The sequence below is a fragment of the Pseudomonas sp. LS2P72 genome, assembly GCF_054897865.1.
This window is the reverse complement of sequence record NZ_CM142708.1, coordinates 6,107,270-6,128,994: the sequence shown is the minus strand read 5'-3', so window position 1 is coordinate 6,128,994 and position 21,725 is coordinate 6,107,270. Positions and strand designations below refer to the sequence as shown.

Annotated in this window: 24 protein-coding genes and 1 pseudogene; 16 read left to right on the top strand and 9 right to left on the bottom strand. The window is 60.1% G+C overall.

The genetic code is table 11. The features are described 5' to 3' along the window. Positions 1–4 precede the first annotated feature (4 nt). Positions 5–508, top strand: coding sequence for an OmpA family protein (locus ACYZUA_RS28165; protein WP_461961450.1), 504 nt, complete (start codon positions 5–7; stop codon positions 506–508). Here ACYZUA_RS28165 and ACYZUA_RS28160 read toward each other — a convergent pair. Next, complete coding sequence (locus ACYZUA_RS28160) at positions 505–1,452, bottom strand: LysR family transcriptional regulator (RefSeq protein ID WP_150658678.1); 948 nt, start codon at positions 1,450–1,452, stop codon at positions 505–507. The two genes, ACYZUA_RS28165 and ACYZUA_RS28160, sit on opposite strands and share 4 nt — an antisense overlap. Positions 1,453–1,615: 163 nt before the next feature. On the opposite strand from ACYZUA_RS28160, the gene ACYZUA_RS28155 reads away from it, so the two are divergent. Together ACYZUA_RS28155 and mmsB are read left to right on the top strand one after the other, a co-directional pair. Next, positions 1,616–3,142 (top strand): CoA-acylating methylmalonate-semialdehyde dehydrogenase, encoded by a 1,527-nt coding sequence (locus ACYZUA_RS28155; protein ID WP_046045739.1) that lies wholly within the window; start codon positions 1,616–1,618, stop codon positions 3,140–3,142. Between the two features lie 10 nt (positions 3,143–3,152). Continuing rightward, complete coding sequence (gene mmsB, locus ACYZUA_RS28150) at positions 3,153–4,040, top strand: 3-hydroxyisobutyrate dehydrogenase (RefSeq protein ID WP_461961449.1); 888 nt, start codon at positions 3,153–3,155, stop codon at positions 4,038–4,040. A 170-nt stretch (positions 4,041–4,210) separates the two neighbouring features. Here mmsB and ACYZUA_RS28145 read toward each other — a convergent pair whose 3' ends face one another. From ACYZUA_RS28145 to ACYZUA_RS28130, 4 genes are all read right to left on the bottom strand, one after another. After that, positions 4,211–4,555, bottom strand: coding sequence for a cupin domain-containing protein (locus tag ACYZUA_RS28145; RefSeq protein ID WP_007946320.1), 345 nt, complete (start codon positions 4,553–4,555; stop codon positions 4,211–4,213). A 109-nt stretch (positions 4,556–4,664) separates the two neighbouring features. Next, on the bottom strand, positions 4,665–5,036 hold the full coding sequence (locus tag ACYZUA_RS28140; protein ID WP_150658680.1) for a MerR family transcriptional regulator: 372 nt from the start codon (positions 5,034–5,036) through the stop codon (positions 4,665–4,667). A gap of 46 nt (positions 5,037–5,082) precedes the next feature. Beyond that, positions 5,083–5,658 (bottom strand): NAD(P)H-dependent oxidoreductase, encoded by a 576-nt coding sequence (locus ACYZUA_RS28135; RefSeq protein WP_461961448.1) that lies wholly within the window; start codon positions 5,656–5,658, stop codon positions 5,083–5,085. Positions 5,659–5,703: 45 nt separating this feature from the next. Then, positions 5,704–6,588 (bottom strand): LysR substrate-binding domain-containing protein, encoded by an 885-nt coding sequence (locus tag ACYZUA_RS28130; RefSeq protein ID WP_461961447.1) that lies wholly within the window; start codon positions 6,586–6,588, stop codon positions 5,704–5,706. Positions 6,589–6,809: 221 nt separating this feature from the next. On the opposite strand from ACYZUA_RS28130, the gene ACYZUA_RS28125 reads away from it, so the two are divergent. Then, positions 6,810–7,574 (top strand): sulfite exporter TauE/SafE family protein, encoded by a 765-nt coding sequence (locus tag ACYZUA_RS28125; protein ID WP_461961446.1) that lies wholly within the window; start codon positions 6,810–6,812, stop codon positions 7,572–7,574. Here ACYZUA_RS28125 and ACYZUA_RS28120 read toward each other — a convergent pair. Next, positions 7,564–7,878: a putative quinol monooxygenase gene (locus ACYZUA_RS28120; protein WP_461961445.1), complete on the bottom strand. Its 315-nt coding sequence runs from the start codon at positions 7,876–7,878 to the stop codon at positions 7,564–7,566. The genes ACYZUA_RS28125 and ACYZUA_RS28120 overlap by 11 nt on opposite strands. A 159-nt stretch (positions 7,879–8,037) precedes the next feature. On the opposite strand from ACYZUA_RS28120, the gene ACYZUA_RS28115 reads away from it, so the two are divergent. The 10 genes from ACYZUA_RS28115 (at position 8,038) to ACYZUA_RS28070 (ending at position 17,449) form a co-directional block, all read left to right on the top strand. Continuing rightward, positions 8,038–8,628, top strand: a complete 591-nt coding sequence (locus ACYZUA_RS28115; protein ID WP_461961444.1) for an NAD(P)H-dependent oxidoreductase — start codon at positions 8,038–8,040, stop codon at positions 8,626–8,628. A 57-nt stretch (positions 8,629–8,685) separates the two neighbouring features. After that, on the top strand, positions 8,686–9,597 hold the full coding sequence (locus ACYZUA_RS28110; protein WP_461961443.1) for a LysR substrate-binding domain-containing protein: 912 nt from the start codon (positions 8,686–8,688) through the stop codon (positions 9,595–9,597). Between the two features lie 103 nt (positions 9,598–9,700). Further along, positions 9,701–10,594, top strand: coding sequence for an NAD-dependent epimerase/dehydratase family protein (locus tag ACYZUA_RS28105; RefSeq protein WP_461961442.1), 894 nt, complete (start codon positions 9,701–9,703; stop codon positions 10,592–10,594). A 207-nt stretch (positions 10,595–10,801) separates the two neighbouring features. Next, positions 10,802–12,247 carry a SulP family inorganic anion transporter gene (locus ACYZUA_RS28100; protein ID WP_461961441.1) on the top strand — a complete coding sequence of 482 codons (1,446 nt, stop codon included), beginning with the start codon at positions 10,802–10,804 and terminating at the stop codon, positions 12,245–12,247. Positions 12,248–12,531: 284 nt separating this feature from the next. Further along, positions 12,532–13,881 (top strand): GntP family permease, encoded by a 1,350-nt coding sequence (locus ACYZUA_RS28095; protein ID WP_461961440.1) that lies wholly within the window; start codon positions 12,532–12,534, stop codon positions 13,879–13,881. 15 nt (positions 13,882–13,896) lie between these two features. Next, positions 13,897–14,757: a MurR/RpiR family transcriptional regulator gene (locus tag ACYZUA_RS28090; protein WP_461961439.1), complete on the top strand. Its 861-nt coding sequence runs from the start codon at positions 13,897–13,899 to the stop codon at positions 14,755–14,757. Position 14,758: 1 nt separating this feature from the next. Beyond that, positions 14,759–16,216 carry an N-acyl-D-amino-acid deacylase family protein gene (locus ACYZUA_RS28085; protein ID WP_461961438.1) on the top strand — a complete coding sequence of 486 codons (1,458 nt, stop codon included), beginning with the start codon at positions 14,759–14,761 and terminating at the stop codon, positions 16,214–16,216. Between the two features lie 120 nt (positions 16,217–16,336). Continuing rightward, complete coding sequence (locus tag ACYZUA_RS28080) at positions 16,337–16,705, top strand: glyoxalase superfamily protein (protein ID WP_461961437.1); 369 nt, start codon at positions 16,337–16,339, stop codon at positions 16,703–16,705. 82 nt (positions 16,706–16,787) lie between these two features. Then, a complete protein-coding gene (locus ACYZUA_RS28075; RefSeq protein WP_223433132.1) occupies positions 16,788–17,033 on the top strand; it encodes a FitA-like ribbon-helix-helix domain-containing protein in 246 nt (81 codons plus the stop codon). Next, complete coding sequence (locus ACYZUA_RS28070) at positions 17,030–17,449, top strand: PIN domain-containing protein (RefSeq protein WP_461961436.1); 420 nt, start codon at positions 17,030–17,032, stop codon at positions 17,447–17,449. The genes ACYZUA_RS28075 and ACYZUA_RS28070 overlap by 4 nt, the downstream gene beginning before the upstream one ends. A 49-nt stretch (positions 17,450–17,498) precedes the next feature. Here ACYZUA_RS28070 and ACYZUA_RS28065 read toward each other — a convergent pair whose 3' ends face one another. Together ACYZUA_RS28065 and ACYZUA_RS28060 are read right to left on the bottom strand one after the other, a co-directional pair. Further along, a complete protein-coding gene (locus tag ACYZUA_RS28065; protein WP_415760824.1) occupies positions 17,499–18,203 on the bottom strand; it encodes a methyl-accepting chemotaxis protein in 705 nt (234 codons plus the stop codon). A gap of 201 nt (positions 18,204–18,404) precedes the next feature. Beyond that, positions 18,405–19,283: pseudogene (locus tag ACYZUA_RS28060) on the bottom strand (methyl-accepting chemotaxis protein); the annotation flags it as partial. A gap of 395 nt (positions 19,284–19,678) precedes the next feature. Between ACYZUA_RS28060 and pmrG the strand changes: the two are divergent. Next, a complete protein-coding gene (pmrG, locus tag ACYZUA_RS28055) occupies positions 19,679–20,350 on the top strand; it encodes a lipopolysaccharide core heptose(II)-phosphate phosphatase PmrG (RefSeq protein WP_461961435.1) in 672 nt (223 codons plus the stop codon). Further along, positions 20,347–21,204, top strand: a complete 858-nt coding sequence (locus ACYZUA_RS28050) for a phosphatase PAP2 family protein (protein ID WP_461961434.1) — start codon at positions 20,347–20,349, stop codon at positions 21,202–21,204. The genes pmrG and ACYZUA_RS28050 overlap by 4 nt, the downstream gene beginning before the upstream one ends. Here the strand turns inward: ACYZUA_RS28050 and rimJ are convergent. Further along, complete coding sequence (rimJ, locus tag ACYZUA_RS28045; RefSeq protein WP_461961433.1) at positions 21,117–21,719, bottom strand: ribosomal protein S5-alanine N-acetyltransferase; 603 nt, start codon at positions 21,717–21,719, stop codon at positions 21,117–21,119. The genes ACYZUA_RS28050 and rimJ overlap by 88 nt on opposite strands. Between the last annotated feature and the right edge of the window lie 6 nt (positions 21,720–21,725).

The window sequence follows — 21,725 nt, the reverse complement described above, 5'->3', positions numbered from 1 at the left end:
TTTTGTGTTCTCACTGACCCGGCGTTCCCTGCGATTTTTCACGTTCACCTTATTGATGGCTTTGCTGGCATTGACCGGTTGCCAGACGGCACCGCAAAAAGGCCTGACTCCGGCGCAGATCGCTGTGCTCAAACAGCAAGGTTTCGAATTGACTGATGAGGGCTGGGCCTTTGGCCTGTCCGGCAAAGTGCTGTTTGGCAGTGACGACGACAGCCTCAACCCTGCCAGCACCGACATCGTGGAGCGTATCGGCAAGGCGTTGCTGGGCGTTGGAATTGAGCGAGTGCGGGTCGACGGTCACACCGATGCCTCGGGCAAAGAGTCCTACAACGAACAGCTCTCACTGCGCCGCGCAAAAAGCGTCGGCAAAGTGCTGACCGCTGTCGGGATGAAAGAACAAAACATCCAGCTGCGCGGCCTCGGCAGCAGTGAGCCGGTTGCCTCGAACGACACGCCAGCCGGCCGTACCGAGAACCGCCGGGTGTCGATCGTGGTGAGCGCCGACTAATCGGCGAACAGGGTCTCCCGACTTTCACCCATTAGCAGACCCTGATTCTGCTCAGTGACCGCACGGATGTAATCCCACAACAGGGTAATCCGCTTGAGCTTGCGCAGGTCCTCGCGGCAGTACATCCAGAACTGTCGAGTGATGTTGATCTCTTCCGGCAACACCGGCAGCAATCGCGGATCCTGGGCCGCCAGGAAGCACGGCAGAATCGCCAGTGACCGCCCTTGCTGTGCGGCCACGAATTGCGCGATCACGCTGGTGCTGCGCAGGTTGGCGCTGGCGCCGGGCAACACATTCGCCAGGTACAACAGCTCCGAGCTGAACGCCAGATCGTCGACATAACTAATGAATGAATGTTTACCCAAATCAGCCGGGCGGCGGATTGGTGGGTGCTTGTCCAGATAATCCTGAGTCGCGTAGAGCTGTAATTTGTAGTCGCAGAGTTTGCAGCAGACGTACGGGCCATGCTCCGGGCGCTCCAACGCGATGACGATGTCCGCCTCGCGCTTGGACAAGCTGATGAAGTGCGGCAGCGGCAGGATGTCCACCGAGATCGCCGGGTAGGCGTCGACGAAATGGCTCAGCTGCGGGGTGATGAAAAAGCTGCCGAAGCCTTCGGTGCAGCCCATGCGCACATGCCCGGACAAGGCAACGCCAGAGCCCGAAACCTGCTCGCAGGCCATGTGCAGCGTGCTTTCAATCGACTCGGCGTAACCCAGCAACCGCTGGCCTTCGGCGGTCAGGACAAAACCGCTGGTCCGGGATTTCTCGAACAGCAAAGTGCCCAACGCCGCTTCCAGCGAGCTGATGCGCCGCGACACAGTGGTGTAGTCGACCGCCAGGCGCTTGGCTGCGGTGCTGGCCTTGCGGGTGCGGGCGACTTCAAGGAAAAACTTGAGGTCATCCCAGTTCAACGAGCCTAGAGACGTGATGTTTTTTTGCATGATGGACCGGCTTTTATGTGCGTTCTTATTAGAAGTTTGCACATCTATACTCCAAAAACAGTCCGACAACCAATTCGCGACACACGTCTCATCTCAAGGTGGCTTTCTCGCCTTGGCTCCACAGATAGCTCTCTAAATAAGAACAACGTCCCGGAGACCCAACATGAACGCATCGCTCACGCCAAACGAAACCACTGTCCAAACGGTAAAGCTGTTGATCGACGGCGAGTGGGTCGAGTCCCAGACCACCGAATGGCACGACATCGTCAACCCGGCGACCCAGCAAGTGCTGGCGAAAGTGCCATTCGCGACCGCGCAGGAAGTGGACGCCGCGATCAGCGCCGCCCATCGCGCCTTCCAGACCTGGAAGCTGACGCCGATCGGCGCGCGGATGCGCATCATGCTCAAGCTCCAGGCGTTGATTCGCGAACACTCCAAGCGCATTGCCGTGGTGCTCAGCAACGAGCAAGGCAAAACCATCGCCGACGCTGAAGGCGATATCTTCCGCGGCCTGGAAGTGGTTGAGCACGCTTGCTCCATCGGCAGCCTGCAAATGGGCGAGTTCGCCGAGAACGTTGCTGGCGGCGTCGATACCTACACCCTGCGTCAGCCAATCGGCGTTTGCGCCGGCATCACCCCGTTCAACTTCCCGGCGATGATTCCGCTGTGGATGTTCCCGATGGCCATCGCCTGCGGCAACACCTTCGTGCTCAAACCGTCCGAACAGGACCCGATGTCGACCATGCTGCTGGTGGAACTGGCGATCGAGGCCGGTGTTCCGGCGGGCGTGCTCAACGTCGTTCATGGCGGTAAAGACGTGGTGGATGCGCTCTGCACCCACAAGGACATCAAAGCTGTTTCCTTCGTCGGTTCGACCGCCGTCGGCACTCATGTCTACGACCTGGCCGGCAAACACGGCAAACGCGTGCAATCGATGATGGGCGCGAAGAACCACGCCGTTGTGCTGGCGGATGCCAATCGCGAACAAGCGCTCAATGCGCTGGTCGGTGCCGGTTTCGGTGCGGCCGGGCAACGCTGCATGGCCACATCCGTCGTGGTGCTGGTGGGCGCAGCCAAGCAATGGCTGCCTGATCTGAAGGCGCTGGCGCAGAAACTCAAAGTGAATGCGGGCAGCGAGCCGGGCACCGATGTGGGTCCGGTGATTTCCAAGAAAGCCAAGGCGCGAATTCTTGATCTGATCGAGAGCGGCATCAAGGAAGGCGCCAAGCTGGAACTGGACGGTCGCGATATCACAGTTCCAGGTTTCGAGAAGGGCAACTTTGTCGGCCCGACCCTGTTCTCCGGCGTAACCCCCGAGATGCAGATCTACACCCAGGAAATCTTCGGTCCGGTGCTGGTGGTGCTGGAAGTCGATACGCTCGATGAGGCCATCGCGCTGGTCAACGCCAACCCGTTCGGCAATGGCACGGGCCTGTTCACCCAGAGCGGTGCGGCGGCGCGTAAATTCCAGACTGAAATCGACGTCGGCCAGGTCGGCATCAACATCCCGATTCCGGTGCCGGTTCCGTTCTTCAGCTTCACCGGTTCGCGCGGGTCCAAACTCGGCGACCTCGGTCCGTATGGCAAGCAAGTGGTGCAGTTCTACACTCAGACCAAGACTGTCACCAGTCGCTGGTTCGATGACAACAGCGTCAACGACGGTGTGAACACCACCATCAACTTGCGTTAAGGAGCCGGACATGAAAATCGCTTTTATCGGTCTCGGCAACATGGGCGCGCCAATGGCGCGCAACCTGATCAAGGCTGGCCACGAATTGCGGCTGGTCGACCTGAACAAAACCGTTCTGGCAGAGCTGGAGCAACTGGGCGGCAGCATCAGCGCTTCGGCACGTGAAGCGGCTCAAGGCGCAGAGCTGGTGATCACCATGCTGCCAGCCGCTGTGCATGTGCGCAGCGTGTGGCTGGGTGAAGACGGCGTGCTGGCGGGTATCGGCAAGGGCGTGCCGGCAGTCGATTGCAGCACCATCGATCCGCAGACGGCGCGTGATGTTGCCGCGGCGGCGGCCAAGCAAGGCGTGGCCATGGCGGATGCGCCTGTGTCGGGCGGTACTGGCGGTGCGGCAGCCGGGACTCTGACGTTTATGGTCGGTGCTACCCCTGAGCTGTTCGCCACCCTGCAACCGGTATTGGCGCAGATGGGCCGCAACATCGTCCATTGCGGCGAGGTCGGCACCGGGCAAATCGCCAAGATCTGCAACAACCTGCTGCTGGCGATCTCCATGGTCGGTGTCAGCGAAGCCATGGCGCTGGGCGATGCGCTCGGGATCGACACGACGGTGTTGGCCGGGATCATCAACAGTTCCACTGGCCGTTGCTGGAGTTCGGAAATGTACAACCCGTGGCCAGGCATCGTCGAAACGGCGCCGGCCTCGCGCGGCTACACCGGCGGTTTCGGTGCCGAACTGATGCTCAAGGATCTGGGGCTGGCTACTGAGGCGGCACGTCAGGCGCACCAACCGGTGGTGCTCGGCGCGGTGGCCCAGCAGTTGTATCAGGCGATGAGCCAGCGTGGGGAAGGTGGCAAGGACTTCTCGGCGATCATCAACAGCTATCGCAAACCCCAATAATCGGGCTAGAAACCTGTGGGAGTGAGCCTGCTCGCGATAGCGGTAGATCAGTTATCGTCGATGTTGAATGTGCTGGCCTCATCGCCAGCAGGCGGGCTCCCACAGGGGCCGCATGTACCCATAGATATTTACCGGGAAATCACGTCGGGTGATCTCCCGGTTTTTTTGCATCAGGCAAACACGAAATACTTGCGCACGGTTTCAACCACTTCCCACGTGCCTTTCATACCTGGCTCAATGACGAAAATATCACCGGCGCGCAGATGGATCGGCTCCTTTCCTTCTGGGGTGATGATGCAGTACCCCTCGCGGAAATCGCAGTATTCCCACTTCACGTATTCCACATACCACTTGCCCGGCGTGCAGATCCAGGTGCCCATGATCTTGCTGCCGTCTTCGCTGGTGTAGGCGTTGAGGTTGACGGTGTGCGGGTCGCCTTCGAGTTTTTCCCATTTGCAGGCGTCGAGCACCGGCAGTGGGTGGGTATCGCGAAGAACGGTAATAGGTGCGGTCATGTGGACTCCGGGGCAGTGGACGAGAGAACTGAAGTCGCACCCTATAGCGCCCGTCCACCGGTCAGTTGTCTGTGCTCGACATTGAGCTGTCCAGAAACGCGCATTGCCCTCAAAGACTGTTCAGCGGGCAATCGAACCGGCTCTGTTCGAGGCTGGCTTCGAACTCGACCAATTGCGAATGCTGCTGCGACAGCGCAGCGATCCGCTCGCTGATTTCCTGCTTCTTGGCGGCGATGACCTGATGGGCCAGTTCCCACGGCATTTGCGGCCCTTGATGTCCGGCGAAGATCGACTGTAATTCCTTGAGCCTGAAACCTAGCTGCTGCGCACACTTGATGAAGATCAGCAGGTCAACGCTTTGCTGGTCGTAGACGCGGTATTTTCCCAACCGCTGAGCGGCAGGCAGCAGGCCGATCGACTCGTAATGGCGGATGCTCTTGATCGTGGTTCCGGAGCGCTGCGCGGCTTGGCCGATGTACATGGAAAGTCCCTATTCGCCGTGGTAGCCCGGTGCATTATCGGCAGACTCAACGGCTGGCGATAGCCTGGACCTGCAGCAACCAGGTTTCACGCTGATCGGCGCTGGAACCGAGAATCGGGCCGAACGTGAGCGTGCGTTGTGGCTCGATACCGCAGAACGCGAGCGTGGTTTTGCGTACCTGATGCAGTCCAGGCATGCGATAGACCCAGCGGTAATACCAGGGTGGCGTATCCATGGTCACCAGCAAATGGGCGCTGCGGCCGTGCAGGAGTTTGTCGGGAAAAGCTTTGCCTTCGCGGTATTTGAACGCGAAACCCGGCAGGAACACCCGATCGAAAAAGCCCTTGAGCAACGCTGGAATTCCGCCCCACCAGATCGGATACACCAGCGTCAGGTGCTCGGCCCACACAATGTCCGCCTGGGCGCTACGCAAGTCGGCTTCCAGTGGCTGGACCTGTTGATAGCCTTCACGCAGCACCGGGTCAAAATCCATTGCGCCCAGAAACAGCTGGCGCACCTCATGCCCGGCGCGCACCGCCGACTGGGCGTAACGTTCGGCGAGTGCGCCGCAGAAACTGTTGCTCGCCGGATGACCCAGAATCACCAGAATTCGTTTGCCCATCGTCTCTGTCCTTGAAGATGAAAACTCAAGGGTAAAGTCTGCCCCTCAGGGGAGAGTCAAGGCGTGCAGCAAGGCCTTGGCGTAACCGGGCAAGGCGGCGAAATCCCGAGCACAGAGCAACAGTTTGCGCATGGCCCAAGGTTCTTGCAGGGCGAAACTCTTGAAGGATTGTTCACCGCGCCAGCGCTCAACTGCCGCAAGGGGCACGATCGCCAGTCCGGCCCCCCGGGCGACCATGCGCATCACACCCTCAAAACCGTCGGCGCGGATGCGGATTTGCAGGCGGGACCCGGTGTGCAGCGCCTGTTCTTCCAGGTACACCGCCAACGCGCTGTTGGCGTTCAGGCCAACGTAGTCGTGGTGCAAGGTGTCGTTGAAGCTTACGACACCTGCGTGTGCCAAGGGATGATCGCGGGGCATTATCAGCACCAGCGGATCGTCGCGAAACGGGAGGGTCTGCAGGTCATCGGTGTCCACGGCGTCAGAGACGATGCCCAGGTCTGCCGCACCTTGGCGCAAGGCGTGGGTGATGCGTGCACTGGGCAGTTCTTGTTGATCGATGTCGAGGTTGGGGTGGTCGCGAAGAAAGTCCGCGAGCAACTCCGGCAGGTACTCAGTGATCGCCGTGGTATTGCACAACAGTCGCACCTGGCCTTTGACGCCATTGGCGTATTCGGCCAGATCCTGCTGCATGCGTTCGGCTTGTTGCAGCAGGACGCGGGCGTGTTGCGCCAGGGCCTTGCCGGCCGGGGTCGGGCTGACACCGCGGCGACCTCGCTGCAGAAACTCGATCCCCAACGAAGCCTCCATGGCGCGGATACGCGCACTCGCCGCCGCCAGGGACAAATGGCTACGGGCGGCGCCGGCAGTGATGTTGCCGCTGTCGAGGATGTTCAGGTAGAGGCGCAGGTCGGTCAGGTCGAAGTGCATCGGCAACCTCTTGATCTGTGTTGTCTGGAAGGCCGCTATCGCGAGCAGGCTCGCTCCCACAGGTGACCGCGTCATCCGCACCGACTCGGTCCACTGTGGGAGCGAGCCTGCTCGCGATAGCGGCCTTCAAAACGACGAAGTTTTCAGCCTATTGCTTGACGATAGGCTGCCTCAGTATATGGCAGATTTTCAAGCAGCCAATCCGGGCTCACGATAGCGCCATGAATACTCTCGTCGCGTTCTATCAAAACCTCGGTCTGGCCCTTTCATTGATGGTCATCGCGACCTTTCTGCTGGCCGGCATGATCAAGGGGGTGATCGGCCTCGGACTGCCGACCATCGCGATGGGTTTGCTCGGTCTGGCTATGGCACCGACGCAGGCTGCCGCGCTGCTGATCATCCCCGCAACGCTCACCAACGTCTGGCAACTGGCATTCGGTGGGCATCTGCGAGGGTTGATCAAACGCTTGTGGCCGATGCTGTTGGCGATCTTCATCGGCTCCGGGGCCGGCACGTCATGGATCGGCATGGCCGGTGGTCATTGGGTCGTGCGGGGATTGGGCGCGGCGCTGTTGCTCTACGCGTTGAGCGGATTGTTTCTGCCGACCTTGCGTGTCGGCGGTCACACCGAACGTTGGCTCGGTCCGCTGTGCGGCGTATTGACGGGCGTCATCACCTCGGCCACCGGCGTCTTCGTGATTCCCGCCGTGCCTTATCTGCAAGCCTTGGGCTTGAGCAAGGATGAACTGGTACAGGCGCTGGGTCTGTCGTTCACCGTCTCGACCCTGGCCTTGGCCGCCGGCCTGTTATGGCGCGACGCATTGGGCGGTGGCGAGTTAAGTGCGTCGTTGCTGGCGCTGATCCCGGCGGTGCTCGGCATGTTGCTGGGGCAATGGCTGCGCCAGCGGATCAGCGCCGTACTGTTCAAGCGTGTGTTCTTCATCGGCCTCGGCGTACTCGGCGGCCACTTGTTGATCAGCGGGTAGCGGACGATGGGCTGAGCATGTCGATGGCGCGGATATCGAAATCACGTTCCAGGTACTCATCGCGCTGCTCGAGAAATCGCTTCATGTGGGGCAGATTCGAGTGCACGTCCAGGTGAGCCTGGGACTGCCAGATCTCGTAGAAGATAAACAGCGTCGGGTCCTGATTGTCGCGCAGCATGTGGTACTCGATGCAACCCGGCTCGGCGCGGCTCGCTTCAACATAAGCGCTGAAAAACGCTTCAAAGGCGTCGGATTTTTCCGGGCGGGTTTTGGCGTGCAGGATGAAGCCTTTCATTTCACTCATCAGAATTCCCTCAAGTTCAGAATCGGCGCAAGTTTATGGCAACAATCGCCTGTAGATTCGTGCGTATTGGTCAAATGAATTTTGTGAATTCAGCGCTTATTCCGCGCGAGGCAGATCGCTACTCTGCCGCCATCGAATTCCAACCTTCCGAGACTTCCGATGAAAAAAGTTCTGTTGCTCAATGGCGGCAAAAAATTTGCCCACTCCGATGGCCGCTACAACGCCACCCTGCATGAAGCTGCGATGAGCGTGCTGGATCGCGGCGGCGTCGACGTGAAAGCCACCTTCATCGACGAGGGTTACGACGTCGCCGAAGAAGTCGCCAAATTCCTCTGGGCCGACGTGATCATTTATCAGATGCCCGGCTGGTGGATGGGCGCGCCCTGGACCGTCAAGAAGTACATCGACGAAGTCTTCACCGAAGGCCATGGCAGCCTTTACGCCAGCGACGGCCGCACGCGTTCCGACTCGTCGCAAAAGTACGGCAGCGGTGGTCTGTTGCAGGGCAAGCAATACATGTTGTCCCTGACCTGGAACGCGCCGCAGCAAGCCTTCGACGACCCGACCGACTTCTTCGAAGCCAAGGGCGTGGACGCGGTGTACTTCCCGTTCCACAAGGCCAACGAGTTCCTCGGCATGACCGGTTTGCCGACGTTCCTGGCCGTCGATGTGATGAAACGCCCGAATGTCGAAGCCGATGTGGCGCGCTATGAGCAGCATTTGACCGAAGTGTTCGGCCTGCCGGCGTAAGGTTCCTTTTGCCCCGCATCCAGCTACTATCAAGCCAGTTTTGAATGAGGGGCACCCGTGAAAGCCAGATCCGATGAGTTGCAGATTTTCGTCTGCGTGATTGAGTGCGGATCGATTTCCGCTGCGGCCGAACAGATCGGGCAAACGCCTTCAGCGGTCAGCCGCACGCTGTCGCGGCTGGAGGCGAAACTCGATACCACGCTGATCAACCGCACCACGCGGCGCATGGACCTGACCGAAGAGGGCAAGTACTTCTTCGAGCACGCCAAGCTGATTCTCGATCAGATGGACGAGCTTGAAGAACGCCTGACCTCACGTCAGCAAACCCCGTCCGGGCGTCTGCGGATCAATGCCGCATCGCCGTTCATGCTGCACGCCATCGTGCCGTACATCGACGAGTTCCGCCGCCTCTATCCGGACATCCAGCTGGAACTCAACAGCAACGACTTGATTATCGATTTGCTCGAGCAAAGCACCGACATCGCCATCCGTATCGGTACGCTCGCCGACTCGACCTTGCACGCTCGATCTCTGGGTTGCAGTCCGCTGCACATCGTCGCCAGCCAGGCCTACCTTGAAAAACACGGTGTACCGGCTGAAGTGGCGGATTTGTCCGGGCACACGCTGCTGGGCTTTACCCACAACGAAGGCCTCAACCAATGGCCGCTGCGTTACGTTCACGGTGATCGCTGGCCGATTCAGGCGTCGATCAGCGCCTCCAGCGGCGAGACAATCAGGCACCTGGCGCTGGAAGGCCAAGGCATTGCCTGCCTGTCGCACTTCATGACGATTGATGACATCCGCGCCGGACGTTTGCAGGTGCTGTTGGCGGATTTCAACAGCGGTTATCGCCAGCCGATCAACGCGGTGTACTACCGAAATTCGCAACTCGCCCTACGGATTCAATGCTTCCTGGACTTCATCCAGGGCAAATTGGCGGCTTATGCGAACGCGGATTTCAAGGGCTGATTCGTGACCCCTGCGCAAGAGTGAATTGGGCAACGCTGTCTGTTTCCACAGGCATCGGTCCTCGATACTGGATGCATCACTTATTAACGCAGGGAGTTTCTCCATGAGCGTATTCGTCACCGGCGCAGCCGGTTTTATTGGCGGCTCCATCGCTACGGGTCTGGTCCGCGCCGGCCACAACGTCACCGGTCTGGTGCGCAGTACCGAACAAGCTAATGAATTGCGCGAACTGGGCATCACCCCGGTAATCGGCACGCTTGACGACAGCGCACTATTGGCCGAACAGGCCCGCGCTGCCGACGCCGTGATCAATGCCGCCAGCAGCGATCATCGCGGCGCGGTAGAAGCATTGCTCGATGCACTTCGCGGTTCCAACAAAGTGTTCCTGCACACCAGCGGCTCGAGCATCGTCGGCGATGCGTCGGGCGGCAAATCCAGCGACGTTATCTATTACGAAGACAACCTGCCGGCACCTACCGTCGACAAGGCTGCGCGCGTGGCCATCGACAATCTGATCCTCGCCGCAGCAAAGGACGGGGTGAACTCGGCAGTGATCTGCAACACCCTGATCTACGGCCACAGCCTGGGCGTCAATCGCGACAGCGTGCAGCTCCCGCGTTTGCTGAAACAGGCGCGTAAAAGTGGGGTGGTCCGGCATGTCGGTACCGGCCAGAACATCTGGTCCAACGTGCACATCGAAGACGTGGTTTCCCTGTACCTGCTGGCGCTGACCAAAAACGTACCGGGCACCTTCTACTTCGTCGAAAGCGCTGAAGCGTCGTTCATCGACATGACCACTGCGATTGCCCAAACGCTGAATCTGGGTGAGCCGCAAGACTGGCCGCTGAAAGATGCCGAAGCCGAGTGGGGCTATGAAATGGCTAACTATGGCCTGGGCTCCAACAGCCGTGTTCGTGGCAAGCATGCGCGGGAGTTGCTGGGCTGGGCGCCGAAGCGGACTTCGGTGATTGAATGGATTCGTGACGAGATGGTGTGAGTTCGCTCTAGACCGCGTCATCGTTCATCGCGAGCAGGTTCGCTCCCACAGTGGATCTTCGTCGTACACAAAATCTGTGTCGAGTGGAGATCAAGTGTGGGAGCGAGCCTGCTCGCGATTGCGTTTCTGGCGACCCAACAACTGGCCGTGCCGCCCTCAATTCCGTAACATCCGCGCCCTCTTTTCCCGCCTGTATTTAGGTCAGCCATGAAACCCAAACGTCTGCGCGCCGATACCCTGGCCGGGCTCACCACGTCTTTCGCTCTTCTACCCGAATGCATCGCCTTCGCGCTGGTTGCTCACCTCAATCCATTGATGGGGCTTTACGGCGCTTTCATCATTTGCACCCTGACCGCGCTGTTCGGTGGGCGGCCGGGCATGGTGTCCGGCGCCGCCGGGTCGATGGCCGTGGTGATCGTCGCGCTGGTGGTACAGCACGGCGTGCAGTACTTGCTGGCCACCGTGCTGCTCGGTGGATTGATCATGCTGGCGTTCGGGTTGCTGAAGCTGGGCAAGCTGGTGCGCATGGTGCCGCACCCGGTGATGCTCGGCTTCGTCAACGGCCTGGCGATTATCATTGCCCTGGCGCAGCTGGAGCACTTCAAGAGCGATGACGTCTGGCTCAGAGGCACGCCGCTGTACCTGATGGCAGGGCTGGTTGCCGTGACAATGGTCATCGTCTACCTGCTGCCGCGCCTGACACGCGCCGTGCCGCCGGCGCTGGTGGCGATTCTGAGTGTCGGGCTGGCGGTTTATCTGCTCGGTCTCCCGACTCGCACCTTGGGTGACATGGCGCACATCGCCGGCGGCTTGCCGACCTTTGCGCTGCCAGACATCCCATGGACCCTGGAATCCCTGCGCATCATCGCCCCTTACGCAATATTGATGGCGTTGGTCGGCCTGCTGGAAACCTTGCTGACCCTGAACCTCACCGATGAAATCACCGAAAGCCGTGGCTTCCCGGATCGTGAGTGCGTGGCGCTGGGCGCGGCCAACATGGTCTCTGGTGTATTCGGCGGTATGGGCGGCTGCGCCATGATCGGCCAGACCGTGATCAACCTCAGTTCCGGCGGTCGCGGTCGGCTGTCCGGTGTGGTGGCCGGGGTGATGATTTTGCTGTTCATCCTCTTCCTCTCGCCGCTGATCGAGCGCATCCCGCTGGCCGCGTTGGTCGGGGTGATGTTGGTGGTGTCGCAGCAGACCTTCGCCTGGGCCTCGTTGCGGGTGGTGAACAAGGTGCCGCTGAACGATGTGTTGGTGATCATCGCGGTAACGGTGATTACGGTGTTCACCGATCTGGCCACCGCCGTGCTCTGCGGGATCATCATTGCGGCGCTCAACTTTGCCTGGCAACAGGCCCGCGAGCTTTATGCCGACAGTCACCTCGAAGCCGATGGCAGTAAGCTTTACCTCCTGCATGGCACGCTGTTCTTCGCCTCGACTGCGCCTTTTCTCAACCAATTCGATCCTGCCAATGACCCGTCCGTGGTGACGATCGACTGTCGCCACATGAGCTTCGTCGACTACTCGGCCATCGCCGCGCTCAAGACCTTACGCGAGCGCTACACCAAGGCCGGCAAGCACCTGCGGGTGCTGCACTTGTCCGAACGCTGCAAGAAACTGCTCAAACGCGCCCGGGTCAGTCACGACTGAGGTCTCCAGCAAAATCCCTGTGGGAGCGAGCCTGCTCGCGATGGCGGTGTATCAGTCACATCACTGTTGCCTGACTCTCCCTCATCGCGAGCAGGCTCGCTCCCACAGGGAAATCGGGATGTAAATTCGCCTATCTGATTTGCATATTTAGCGACCTCGCATACCTCTGCGCGACAACCCTTATCCCTCCACGAAAATTACTTTCACCTCGTTTGAAAATCGCACATCGAAATGTTTTATGAGTTTCACAACCCATTCGACGTGACCCTTTCGAGGAGTACCGCATGACACCGTCCTTCGGCTATTGGCTGCTGGTTTACGCCGCCATCGCCATCATCGCGCTGATCGTTCTGATCGCCCGTTACCGGCTCAATCCATTCATTGTCATCACCCTGGTGTCCATCGGCCTGGCGCTGCTGGCCGGGATGCCACCGTCGAGCGTGGTGGGGGCGTACGAGGCGGGTGTCGGCAAGACGCTGGGCCATATCGCGCTGGTGGTCGCACTGGGCACGATGCTCGGCAAAATGATGGCCGAGTCCGGCGGTGCCGAGCAGATGGCGCGAACGTTGATCGACAGCTTCGGTGAGAAAAATGCGCACTGGGCGATGGTCTGCATCGCTTTTCTTGTCGGACTGCCGCTGTTCTTCGAAGTCGGTTTTGTACTGCTGGTGCCGATCGCTTTCACCGTGGCGCGGCGCGTGGGCGTTTCGATTCTGATGGTCGGTTTGCCGATGGTCGCCGGGCTCTCGGTGGTCCACGCCCTGGTGCCGCCACACCCGGCGGCGATGCTGGCGGTGCAGGCTTATCAGGCCTCGGTGGGGCAGACCTTGCTCTACGCGATCCTGATCGGGATTCCGACCGCAATCATCGCCGGTCCCCTGTACGCCAAGTTCATCGTGCCGCGCATTCAACTGCCGGAAGATAACCCGCTGGAGCGTCAGTTCCTCGAGCGTGAACCGCGCGACAGCCTGCCGGGTTTCGGCATCACCATGGCGACCATTCTGCTGCCGGTGGTGCTGATGCTGGTCGGTGGCTGGGCCAATCTGATTTCCACGCCGGGCAGCGGTTTCAATCAGTTTCTGTTGTTCATTGGCAATTCGGTGATCGCCTTGCTGCTGGCGACCTTGCTGAGCTTCTGGACACTTGGCCTGGCCCAAGGCTTCAACCGCGAATCGATCCTCAAATTCACCAACGAATGCCTGGCACCGACCGCCAGCATCACTTTGCTGGTGGGCGCGGGCGGCGGCTTGAACCGGATTCTGGTGGACGCTGGTGTCACTGACCAGATCGTCAGCCTGGCCCAGGTATTCCACCTGTCGCCGCTGTTGATGGGCTGGCTGTTTGCTGCGTTGATGCGCATCGCCACCGGTTCTGCCACGGTGGCCATGACCACCGCGTCAGGCATCGTCGCGCCGGTGGCCATTGGTCTGGGTTATCCCCATCCAGAGCTGTTGGTGCTGGCGACGGGCGCGGGGTCGGTTATCTTTTCCCACGTCAATGACGGCGGCTTCTGGTTGATCAAGGAATACTTCAACATGACCGTCGCCCAGACTTTCAAGACCTGGACGGTGCTCGAGACCATTATCTCGGTCGTCGCCTTCGGTCTGACCGTTGGCCTTTCTTACCTGCTTTAGCCGGAGCCGCCCGCCATGGACATCCTCTACCAGATCCGCGCCCGTCAGGATTCCTTCAGCGCGGGGGAAGGACGCATCGCCCGGCTGATGCTCGACGACGTAGGATTTGCCTCCGCCGCCAGTCTCGATGAACTGGCGCTGAGAGCGGAAGTGAGCACCGCCACGCTCTCGCGTTTTGCTCGCACCGTCGGCTGCCGCGACTTGCGCGATCTGCGCCTGCAACTGGCCCAGGCCAGCGGCGTCGGCAGCCGTTTTCTCGACCCGGCGGGCACGCCCGAGCAGTCGGCGTTCTATGGGCAAATTGTTGGCGATATCGAATCGACCCTGCGCCAGCATCTGTCGGCGTTCGATGAGTCGCGTTTCTCCGACGCGGTGAAACTGCTGGGCAAAGCGCGGATGATTCACGCCTTCGGCATGGGCGGTTGCTCGACGTTGTGCAGTGATGAACTGCAAGTGCGACTGGTGCGGTTCGGTTACCCGATTGCGGTGTGCCACGACCCGGTGATGATGCGCGTTACCGCCGCCAGCCTCGATGCCGAACGTGCAGTCATTGCCTGCTCGCTGACCGGCATCACCCCCGAACTGCTCGAGGCCGTCGAGCTGGCGCGCAGCTACGGCGCACGAATTCTCGCCATCACCCGGGCTGACACGCCGCTGGCGCAATTGGCTGATGTGCTGCTGCCGCTGCAAGGTGTCGAAACCTCCTTTATCTACAAACCCACGGCGGCGCGCTACGGCATGTTGCTCGCCATCGACGTACTCGCGACCGAGCTGGCGCTGGCCAATCCTGAAGACAATCAAGAGCGTCTGCGGCGGATCAAACTCGCCCTCGACGATTACCGTGGCGGCGACGATCATTTGCCGCTGGGAGACTGACATGATGTACGACACGCTGATTCGCAACGCCCTGATTATCGACGGCAGCAACGCGCCGGGTTATCCCGCCGACGTGGCGATTCTGAACGGCCGCATCGAGCGTATCGGCGACTTGCACGATGCCAGCGCCACCGAAGAAATCGACGCCGCCGGCCGCGTGTTGGCGCCAGGTTTCATCGACGTACACACCCACGACGACACTGTGGTGATCCGTCAGCCGCAGATGCTGCCCAAGCTCAGCCAGGGCGTGACCACGGTGATTGTCGGCAACTGCGGGATCAGCGCTTCGCCGGTGAGTTTGCGCGGCGATCCGCCCGACCCGATGAACCTGCTCGGCACCGCCGCTGCGTTCGTTTATCCGAGGTTCAGCGACTACCGCGCAGCTGTCGAAGCCGCGAACACCACGCTGAACGTGGCCGCACTGGTCGGCCACACGGCGCTGCGCAGCAACCACCTCGACGATCTGTTTCGTACCGCCACACCCGATGAAATCAGCGCGATGCGCGAGCAATTGCGCGAGAGCCTTGAGGCCGGTGCCTTGGGCTTATCCACGGGACTCGCCTATGCCAATGCGTTCTCGGCTTCCACCGATGAAGTGATGCAACTGACTGAAGAGCTGACCGCCTTCGGCGCCGTCTACACCACCCATTTACGCAGCGAATTCGAGCCGGTGCTGGAGGCCATGGACGAGGCATTCCAGATCGGCCGTCATGCAAAATCGCCCGTGATCATTTCCCACCTCAAATGTGCCGGCGCCGGTAACTGGGGACGCAGTCCGCAACTGTTGGCGTCCCTTGAACAGGCGGCGAAAACCCATCCGGTAGGCTGCGACTGTTATCCCTACGCGGCGAGTTCATCGACGCTGGACCTCAAGCAAGTCACCGACGCTCATCGCATCACCATCACTTGGTCAACGCCTCACCCTGAAGTGGGTGGTCGCGACCTGATGGACATCGCCGCCGAGTGGGGCGTGCCGCTGCTCGATGCCGCCCGACGCCTGCAACCGGCCGGTGCGGTGTACTACGGAATGGACGAAGCCGATGTACGAAGAATCCTCGCGCATCCGCTGTCGATGGTGGGTTCTGACGGCTTGCCGGAAGACCCGTTTCCGCATCCACGCTTGTGGGGCGCATTCCCACGTGTGCTCGGACATTTCAGTCGCGATGTAGGGCTGTTTCCGCTGCACACCGCCGTGCACAAGATGACGGGGTTGTCGGCGGCGCGATTTGGCTTGAAGGACCGTGGCGAAATCCGTGAAGGACATTGGGCGGATCTGGTGTTGTTCAATCCTGTGACGATTCGCGATGTGGCGGATTTCAATGATCCGCAACGGGCGGCGGAAGGTATCGATGGGGTTTGGGTCAACGGTGTCTTGAGTTACAGCGAAGGCCAGGCAAACGGCAGAAGGGAAGGGCGGTTTCTGGCGCGGCAAGGGGACTTGCGTGACGGATTCCAGTAAACATTCCGAGTGCTGTGTCACAGTGATGGCACATTGAGACTAAAGAAAACCATCGCCAAGCCGAAGCGCTGACATCTCGCCCGGCTACACTCTGGGCCTTATCAGTCTGGGAGCAACGCCATGAGCTTCGGCAAAACCACCCCGATCCTGCGGATTTTCGATGAAATCAAGGCCGTGGAGTTCTACGTCGACTTCCTGGGATTCAAGATCGACTGGCAGCATCGTTTCGAACCCGGTTTTCCGCTGTACCTGCAAGTTTCACGGGGTGAGTGCGTACTGCACTTGTCCGAACACCACGGCGACAGCACACCGGGCTCGGCGTTGCGGATCGAGACCGATGAACTTGAGGTATTCCAGCAGCAACTGTTGGCCAAGGAATATCCGTTCGCCCGTCCACAGATCCAGGCCATGCCGTGGGGCAGCCAGGACATGACCGTGACCGACCCGTTCGGGAATCGGTTGGTGTTTACCAATGCGATTTGTGTGTAAGGCCGTTCGGCAGCTCTACGGGTTTTGATGGAACAAGGTGTGTTAGCCTCAATCAATGATTTCATTGATTGCAGGAGGCATCATGGCCAGCATTACGATTCGAAACCTGGACGATCAGATTAAGGAACAGCTGCGCATCGCAGCGGCCCACAATGGGCATTCGATGGAAGAAGAGGCTCGCCTGATACTCGGCAGAGCCTTGGCTACCATTGATCGCGCAGGAGGGCTAGGAAGCCGTATCCGCAACAGGTTCAGCGCCAGCGGTGGGGTTGAGCTCGATCTTCCTTCGCGTCACGAGAAAGCGACAGCGGTGGATTTCTCCGAATGATAGTGCTCGATACGAACGTTCTTTCAGAGTTCATGCGGGTCGAGCCTGACACTCAAGTGCTTGCCTGGGTTGATGCACAGCCCGCGATGGAGTTGGCAATCAGTGCTGTCACCGTGGCAGAGATTCTCCATGGCATTGCCCGACTCCCGTTTGGTAAGCGCAAACAGAAACTTGAAGCTCATGCGATGGCGATGTTCGAAGAGGACTTTGCCGGAAGGATTTTGCCTTTTGATGCTCACGCCGCCGTGGAGTACGCGACGCTGGTCGCTGGCTGTGTAGCTAATGGTCGGACGGCATCGATGGCTGATGCGCAGATTGCCGCAATCTGCCGAAGTCACGGAGCTCCTATTGCGACCCGTAATGTCTGGGACTTTGAGTTTCCTGGCGTTGAGGTGATCAATCCGTGGCAGGCCTGAGCGCTTGATGATCGTTCCCACGCGGGAGCGTGGGAACGATCAGGTGTGATTACACCCGGAAGTGGCTCACCATCATCTGCAACTGATTGCCCAGCCGCGCCAGTTCAACACTGGATGCAGCGGTTTCGTCGCTGGCGGCGGCGGTCTGTTCAGAGACGTCGCGCACGTTGATGATACTGCGGCTGATCTCTTCAGCCACGGCGCTTTGCTGTTCGGCAGCAGCTGCGATCTGCTGGTTCATCGACTGGATGTTGGACACTGTGCGGGTGATGTTTTCCAGTGACACACCGGCCTTGCGAGTCAGCGCGACGCTGCTGTCGGTCAGGGCGCGGCTGTTGTTCATCACCGCCGACACCTGTTGCGTGCCGTTCTGCAGACCGGCTACCAGACCTTCGATTTCTTCGGTGGACTTCTGAGTGCGCTGAGCCAGGCCACGGACTTCGTCGGCAACCACGGCAAAGCCACGACCGGCTTCACCGGCACGGGCCGCTTCGATGGCGGCGTTGAGCGCCAGCAGGTTGGTTTGTTCGGCCACGGCCTTGATCACGTCCATGACGCTGCCGATCTTGTCGCTTTCCTGTTGCAGCACGCTCATGGCTTCGGTGGAGCGCGCCACTTCAGTGGCCAGGCGTTCGATCTGGGCGATGGCTTCGTTGACAACCTTGTCGCCTTCGCGGGCTTCGCCGTCGGCAGCGGCCGCTGCCTGGGAGGCTTCTTCGGCGTTGCGCGCGACTTCCTGCACGGTGGCCGTCATCTCGTGCATGGCGGTGGCCACTTGATCGGTCTCGATCTTCTGGCTGTTGACCCCGGCGCTGGTTTGCTCGGTCACGGCGGACAGTTCTTCGGCAGCGCTGGCGATCTGGGTGACGCCGTCGCGGATGCCGCTGATCAAGTCGCGCAGGGTCACGCCCATGCGAGCGATGCCTTGTTGCAACACGCCGAGTTCGTCGCGGCGAGTCACTTTGACGTCCTGGGACAGGTCGCCGCTGGCGATGCGTTCAACCACGGCCAACGTGTCGCGCAGCGGGCCGGTAATCTGACGGGTGATGATCACGGCCGCAATGATGCCCACCAGCAACGCCAGCAAGGTGCTGATCAGCTGCAGCGTGCGAGCCTGGGCGCTTTCGATGTCACGGCGGTCGAGCTGGATCTGATACAGCTGGTCGCTCAGGGTCACGATGGCGGCGCCCTGCTCGGTCATTTCCTTGCGCGCCTGCACCGCATCGCTGTTCGCCGCTTTATAAGCCTGCAAGGCGTTGCGGTAGTGGGTCAGTGCGGTTTCCAGCTGACGCAGGGCGTCTTGCTGAGTGTCGGCGAAATGCACATTGAGGGGGTTCAGGCTGGCGATCGCCACGTCCAGCTGGCTGACGGCTTTTTGCTCGGTCTCGGCGTTGGTGGTCGCGGTGTAGCCGCGCACTTCGTAGCGGGCCAGCAAGAAGGCTTCCTTGGCCGCCGTGATGGCCTGGAACTGTTCGAAGCGTTGGTCGCTCAGAGGCATTTGCTGCACGCGGGTGTTGATGGCGTTGATCAGCGTGTTCGCGGTCTCGGCATTGGCGCCCATGGTGTCGCGCGCGCTGTTACCGGTGCGGTACGCGCTGCGCATTTTGTTCAGGGACGTCTTGTAGGCGTCGATGACGGCGCCTTGCTCTTTGAGCAGCTTGAGGTTTTCCGGGCTCTTGAATTTCACCAGCAGCGCTTGTTGCTGAGCGGAGAACGCCTCGAGCGTGGTCTGGACGTTCTGTGCGGCGGTTTCGTCGCCGTTGGTCAGCATGTATTGCAGGCGAACCACACGCAGCTTGGTCAGGCCGGCATTGAGCTGGGCGATGTCGCTCATCCAGTTGCTGCGGTCAATCAATCCGCCCAGGCTCGTCCAGCCGGTCAGGGCGAGGACGCAGGTCAGGGCCAGGACCAGGCCGAACCCCAAGCCCAGCTTCATGTTCACGCTGATATTGCCGAACCAGCTATTCATCAAAAGTCCTCCAGGAACGTTGTGCTTCTAGATCGTCGGTTGGCTGGAAGATTGTTGTTTTTGGTAGCCAGCAAGGTGTGTAGCAGGACTGTATCGGCAGCCATTGCGAGAGCTGAATGGTTTTTGCAGGACCGATGTGTAACAAGACCTTCGTGCGGTCTTAAGCTTTTTTTCACATGAGTTTCACCGGCTGCCGACGCCAACCTCTCTAACCTCGCGGCATCGAATGACAGTGATGCGTGCCGGCGAGGCGGTTTGATGTGGAATTGAGACTGAGTCTGTTTGGGATAAAACGCTTGATCGATCTGAGCCGTTTTGCCCGTTATCGCAATGCGGCTGTGGTGCTCGCCTCGGCGCTGTTGGTGATTCCGCTGACGGTGTGGCTGTTGCAGCCGGCCGCTGTAGCGGATCTGGCCCATGGCAATGTAGCCGGCGCCCGGGCGTTGGCGGCCGATTGGGCCAAAGGCAACGTGATCGTGCTGGTGCGTCACGTCGAACGCTGCGATCACTCCCGCGCCGCCTGCCTGAACGGTAACGATGGCATTACCGATCGCTCTCGCAGTGTCGCGGTGGGTGTTGGTGCGCAGTTCGAACAACTGGGGCTGACCAAGGCCGACATCTACAACAGCCCCCTCCTCCGTACAGCGCAGACTGCTGGCTACATGTTCAACAAGGTCGGGGTCGGTGAAGACTGGTTGATCAATTGCAAGGGCACCATGCTGCGTGACGCGCTCGCGCACAAGGTGGCCGGGCGAAACCTGATTCTGGTGACCCACAGCGAATGCATGTCGCAATTGGAGAAAGACCTCAAGTTGCCGGCCTCTACGCTGGGCTACGGCGCGTCTTTGTTTATCTCGGCTGAAACGCCTCAGGCACCCCGCATGCTCGGTTTCATCGGGGCCTCGGACTGGCGCTCGGTGACCGCCGAATGAATTCACTTTCTGGATCAGGACACAGGTCTTCCCCCTACCGTTTTTATTGGGTGAACTTCGGTATTCCGCTGGCCTGTGCGGTTGTGGTTTTCCTGCTGTTCGACCTGACCAAAATCGATATCGCGTTCAATGATCTTTTTTATGACCCGGTCACGCAGACGTTTCCGCTGGATCATGTCCACCTGTTCGAAAAGATCACCCATAAATGGGCACGGATCATCCCGAACTGGACCGGAGAGGTAGCGATCGTCGGCGCCTTGCTGTCGTTTCTGTGGCCGCGTCTGAAGGCCGAAAAGCATTCGAAAATCATCGCATTCCTGGAAAAGATCAAAGCCGCGCCAGTCCTCAGGTTTGCCAGCAAGCACCGTCGGGACTTCCTCTACGTGGTGTTCGCGTTCTCCATCAGCACCGGTGTGATCCACTACCTCAAGGGCCACACCAGCGTGTACTGCCCGATCGAAACGACCCAGTACGCAGGGAAGATCGAGCATAAGGAGTGGTATCAGAATTTCGACCTGCTGAAAGTCGCGGGTGAGGGTCGCTGCTGGCCGGGCGGACATGCTTCGGGCGGCTTCACCCTGCTGGCGTTGTACTTCGTGGCGCGTCGTTATCGCTGGCGCTATTCCAAAGCGGTGATGTACGGCTCGCTGCTGCTCGGTTTCGTCTACGGCACCACGCGAGTTCTGCAAGGCTGGCACTACATGTCCCACACCTTCTGGGCCGGGATTTTCGTATGGCTGGCGTGTTTGCTGACAGCGTTGGCGTTTTATGGGCGAGCGCGGCTGGAGCAACCGCTGGACCAGCGCTGCTCCGGTGCTTCAAAGCGATCATTGATCAACGCCGTCAACACATGATCCTGCCAGCGCCCGGCGATACTCAGGTAGGCCTTGGCATAGCCCTCACGCTCAAATCCCAGACGCTCCAGCAGCCGCGCACTGCGTTCATTGCCAGGGATGTAATTGGCCATGATCCGGTGCAGCTTCTGCTCATCGAACATGTAGCCGATTCCCGCTTCCAGGGCTTCCTGCATCAAGCCCCGGCCCTGATGAGATTCGTCGATGTGGTAACCGAGATAGCAGGCCTGAAACGCGCCGCGAGTGATGCTGCTGAAGTTGCAGGCGCCGATCATCTGGCCGTTGTCCGGATCCAGCAACGCGAAATGCACCGCCAGACCGGCCTCGAAAGCGCTGGCTTGCACCTCAAGGCGCGGGCGGATGCGTTCGGGGCTGTGGTAATCGGCGGGGCGAATCGGCGACCACCGGGCGAGATGCCTCAGGTTGCGCCGGTAGAAGTCGCTTTCCAGCGCCGCCTGTTCAGGGTCGAGCACCGCCAGCGTCAAGCGTTTGCAGGGCAGGGATAACAGCGGCATAGGGCG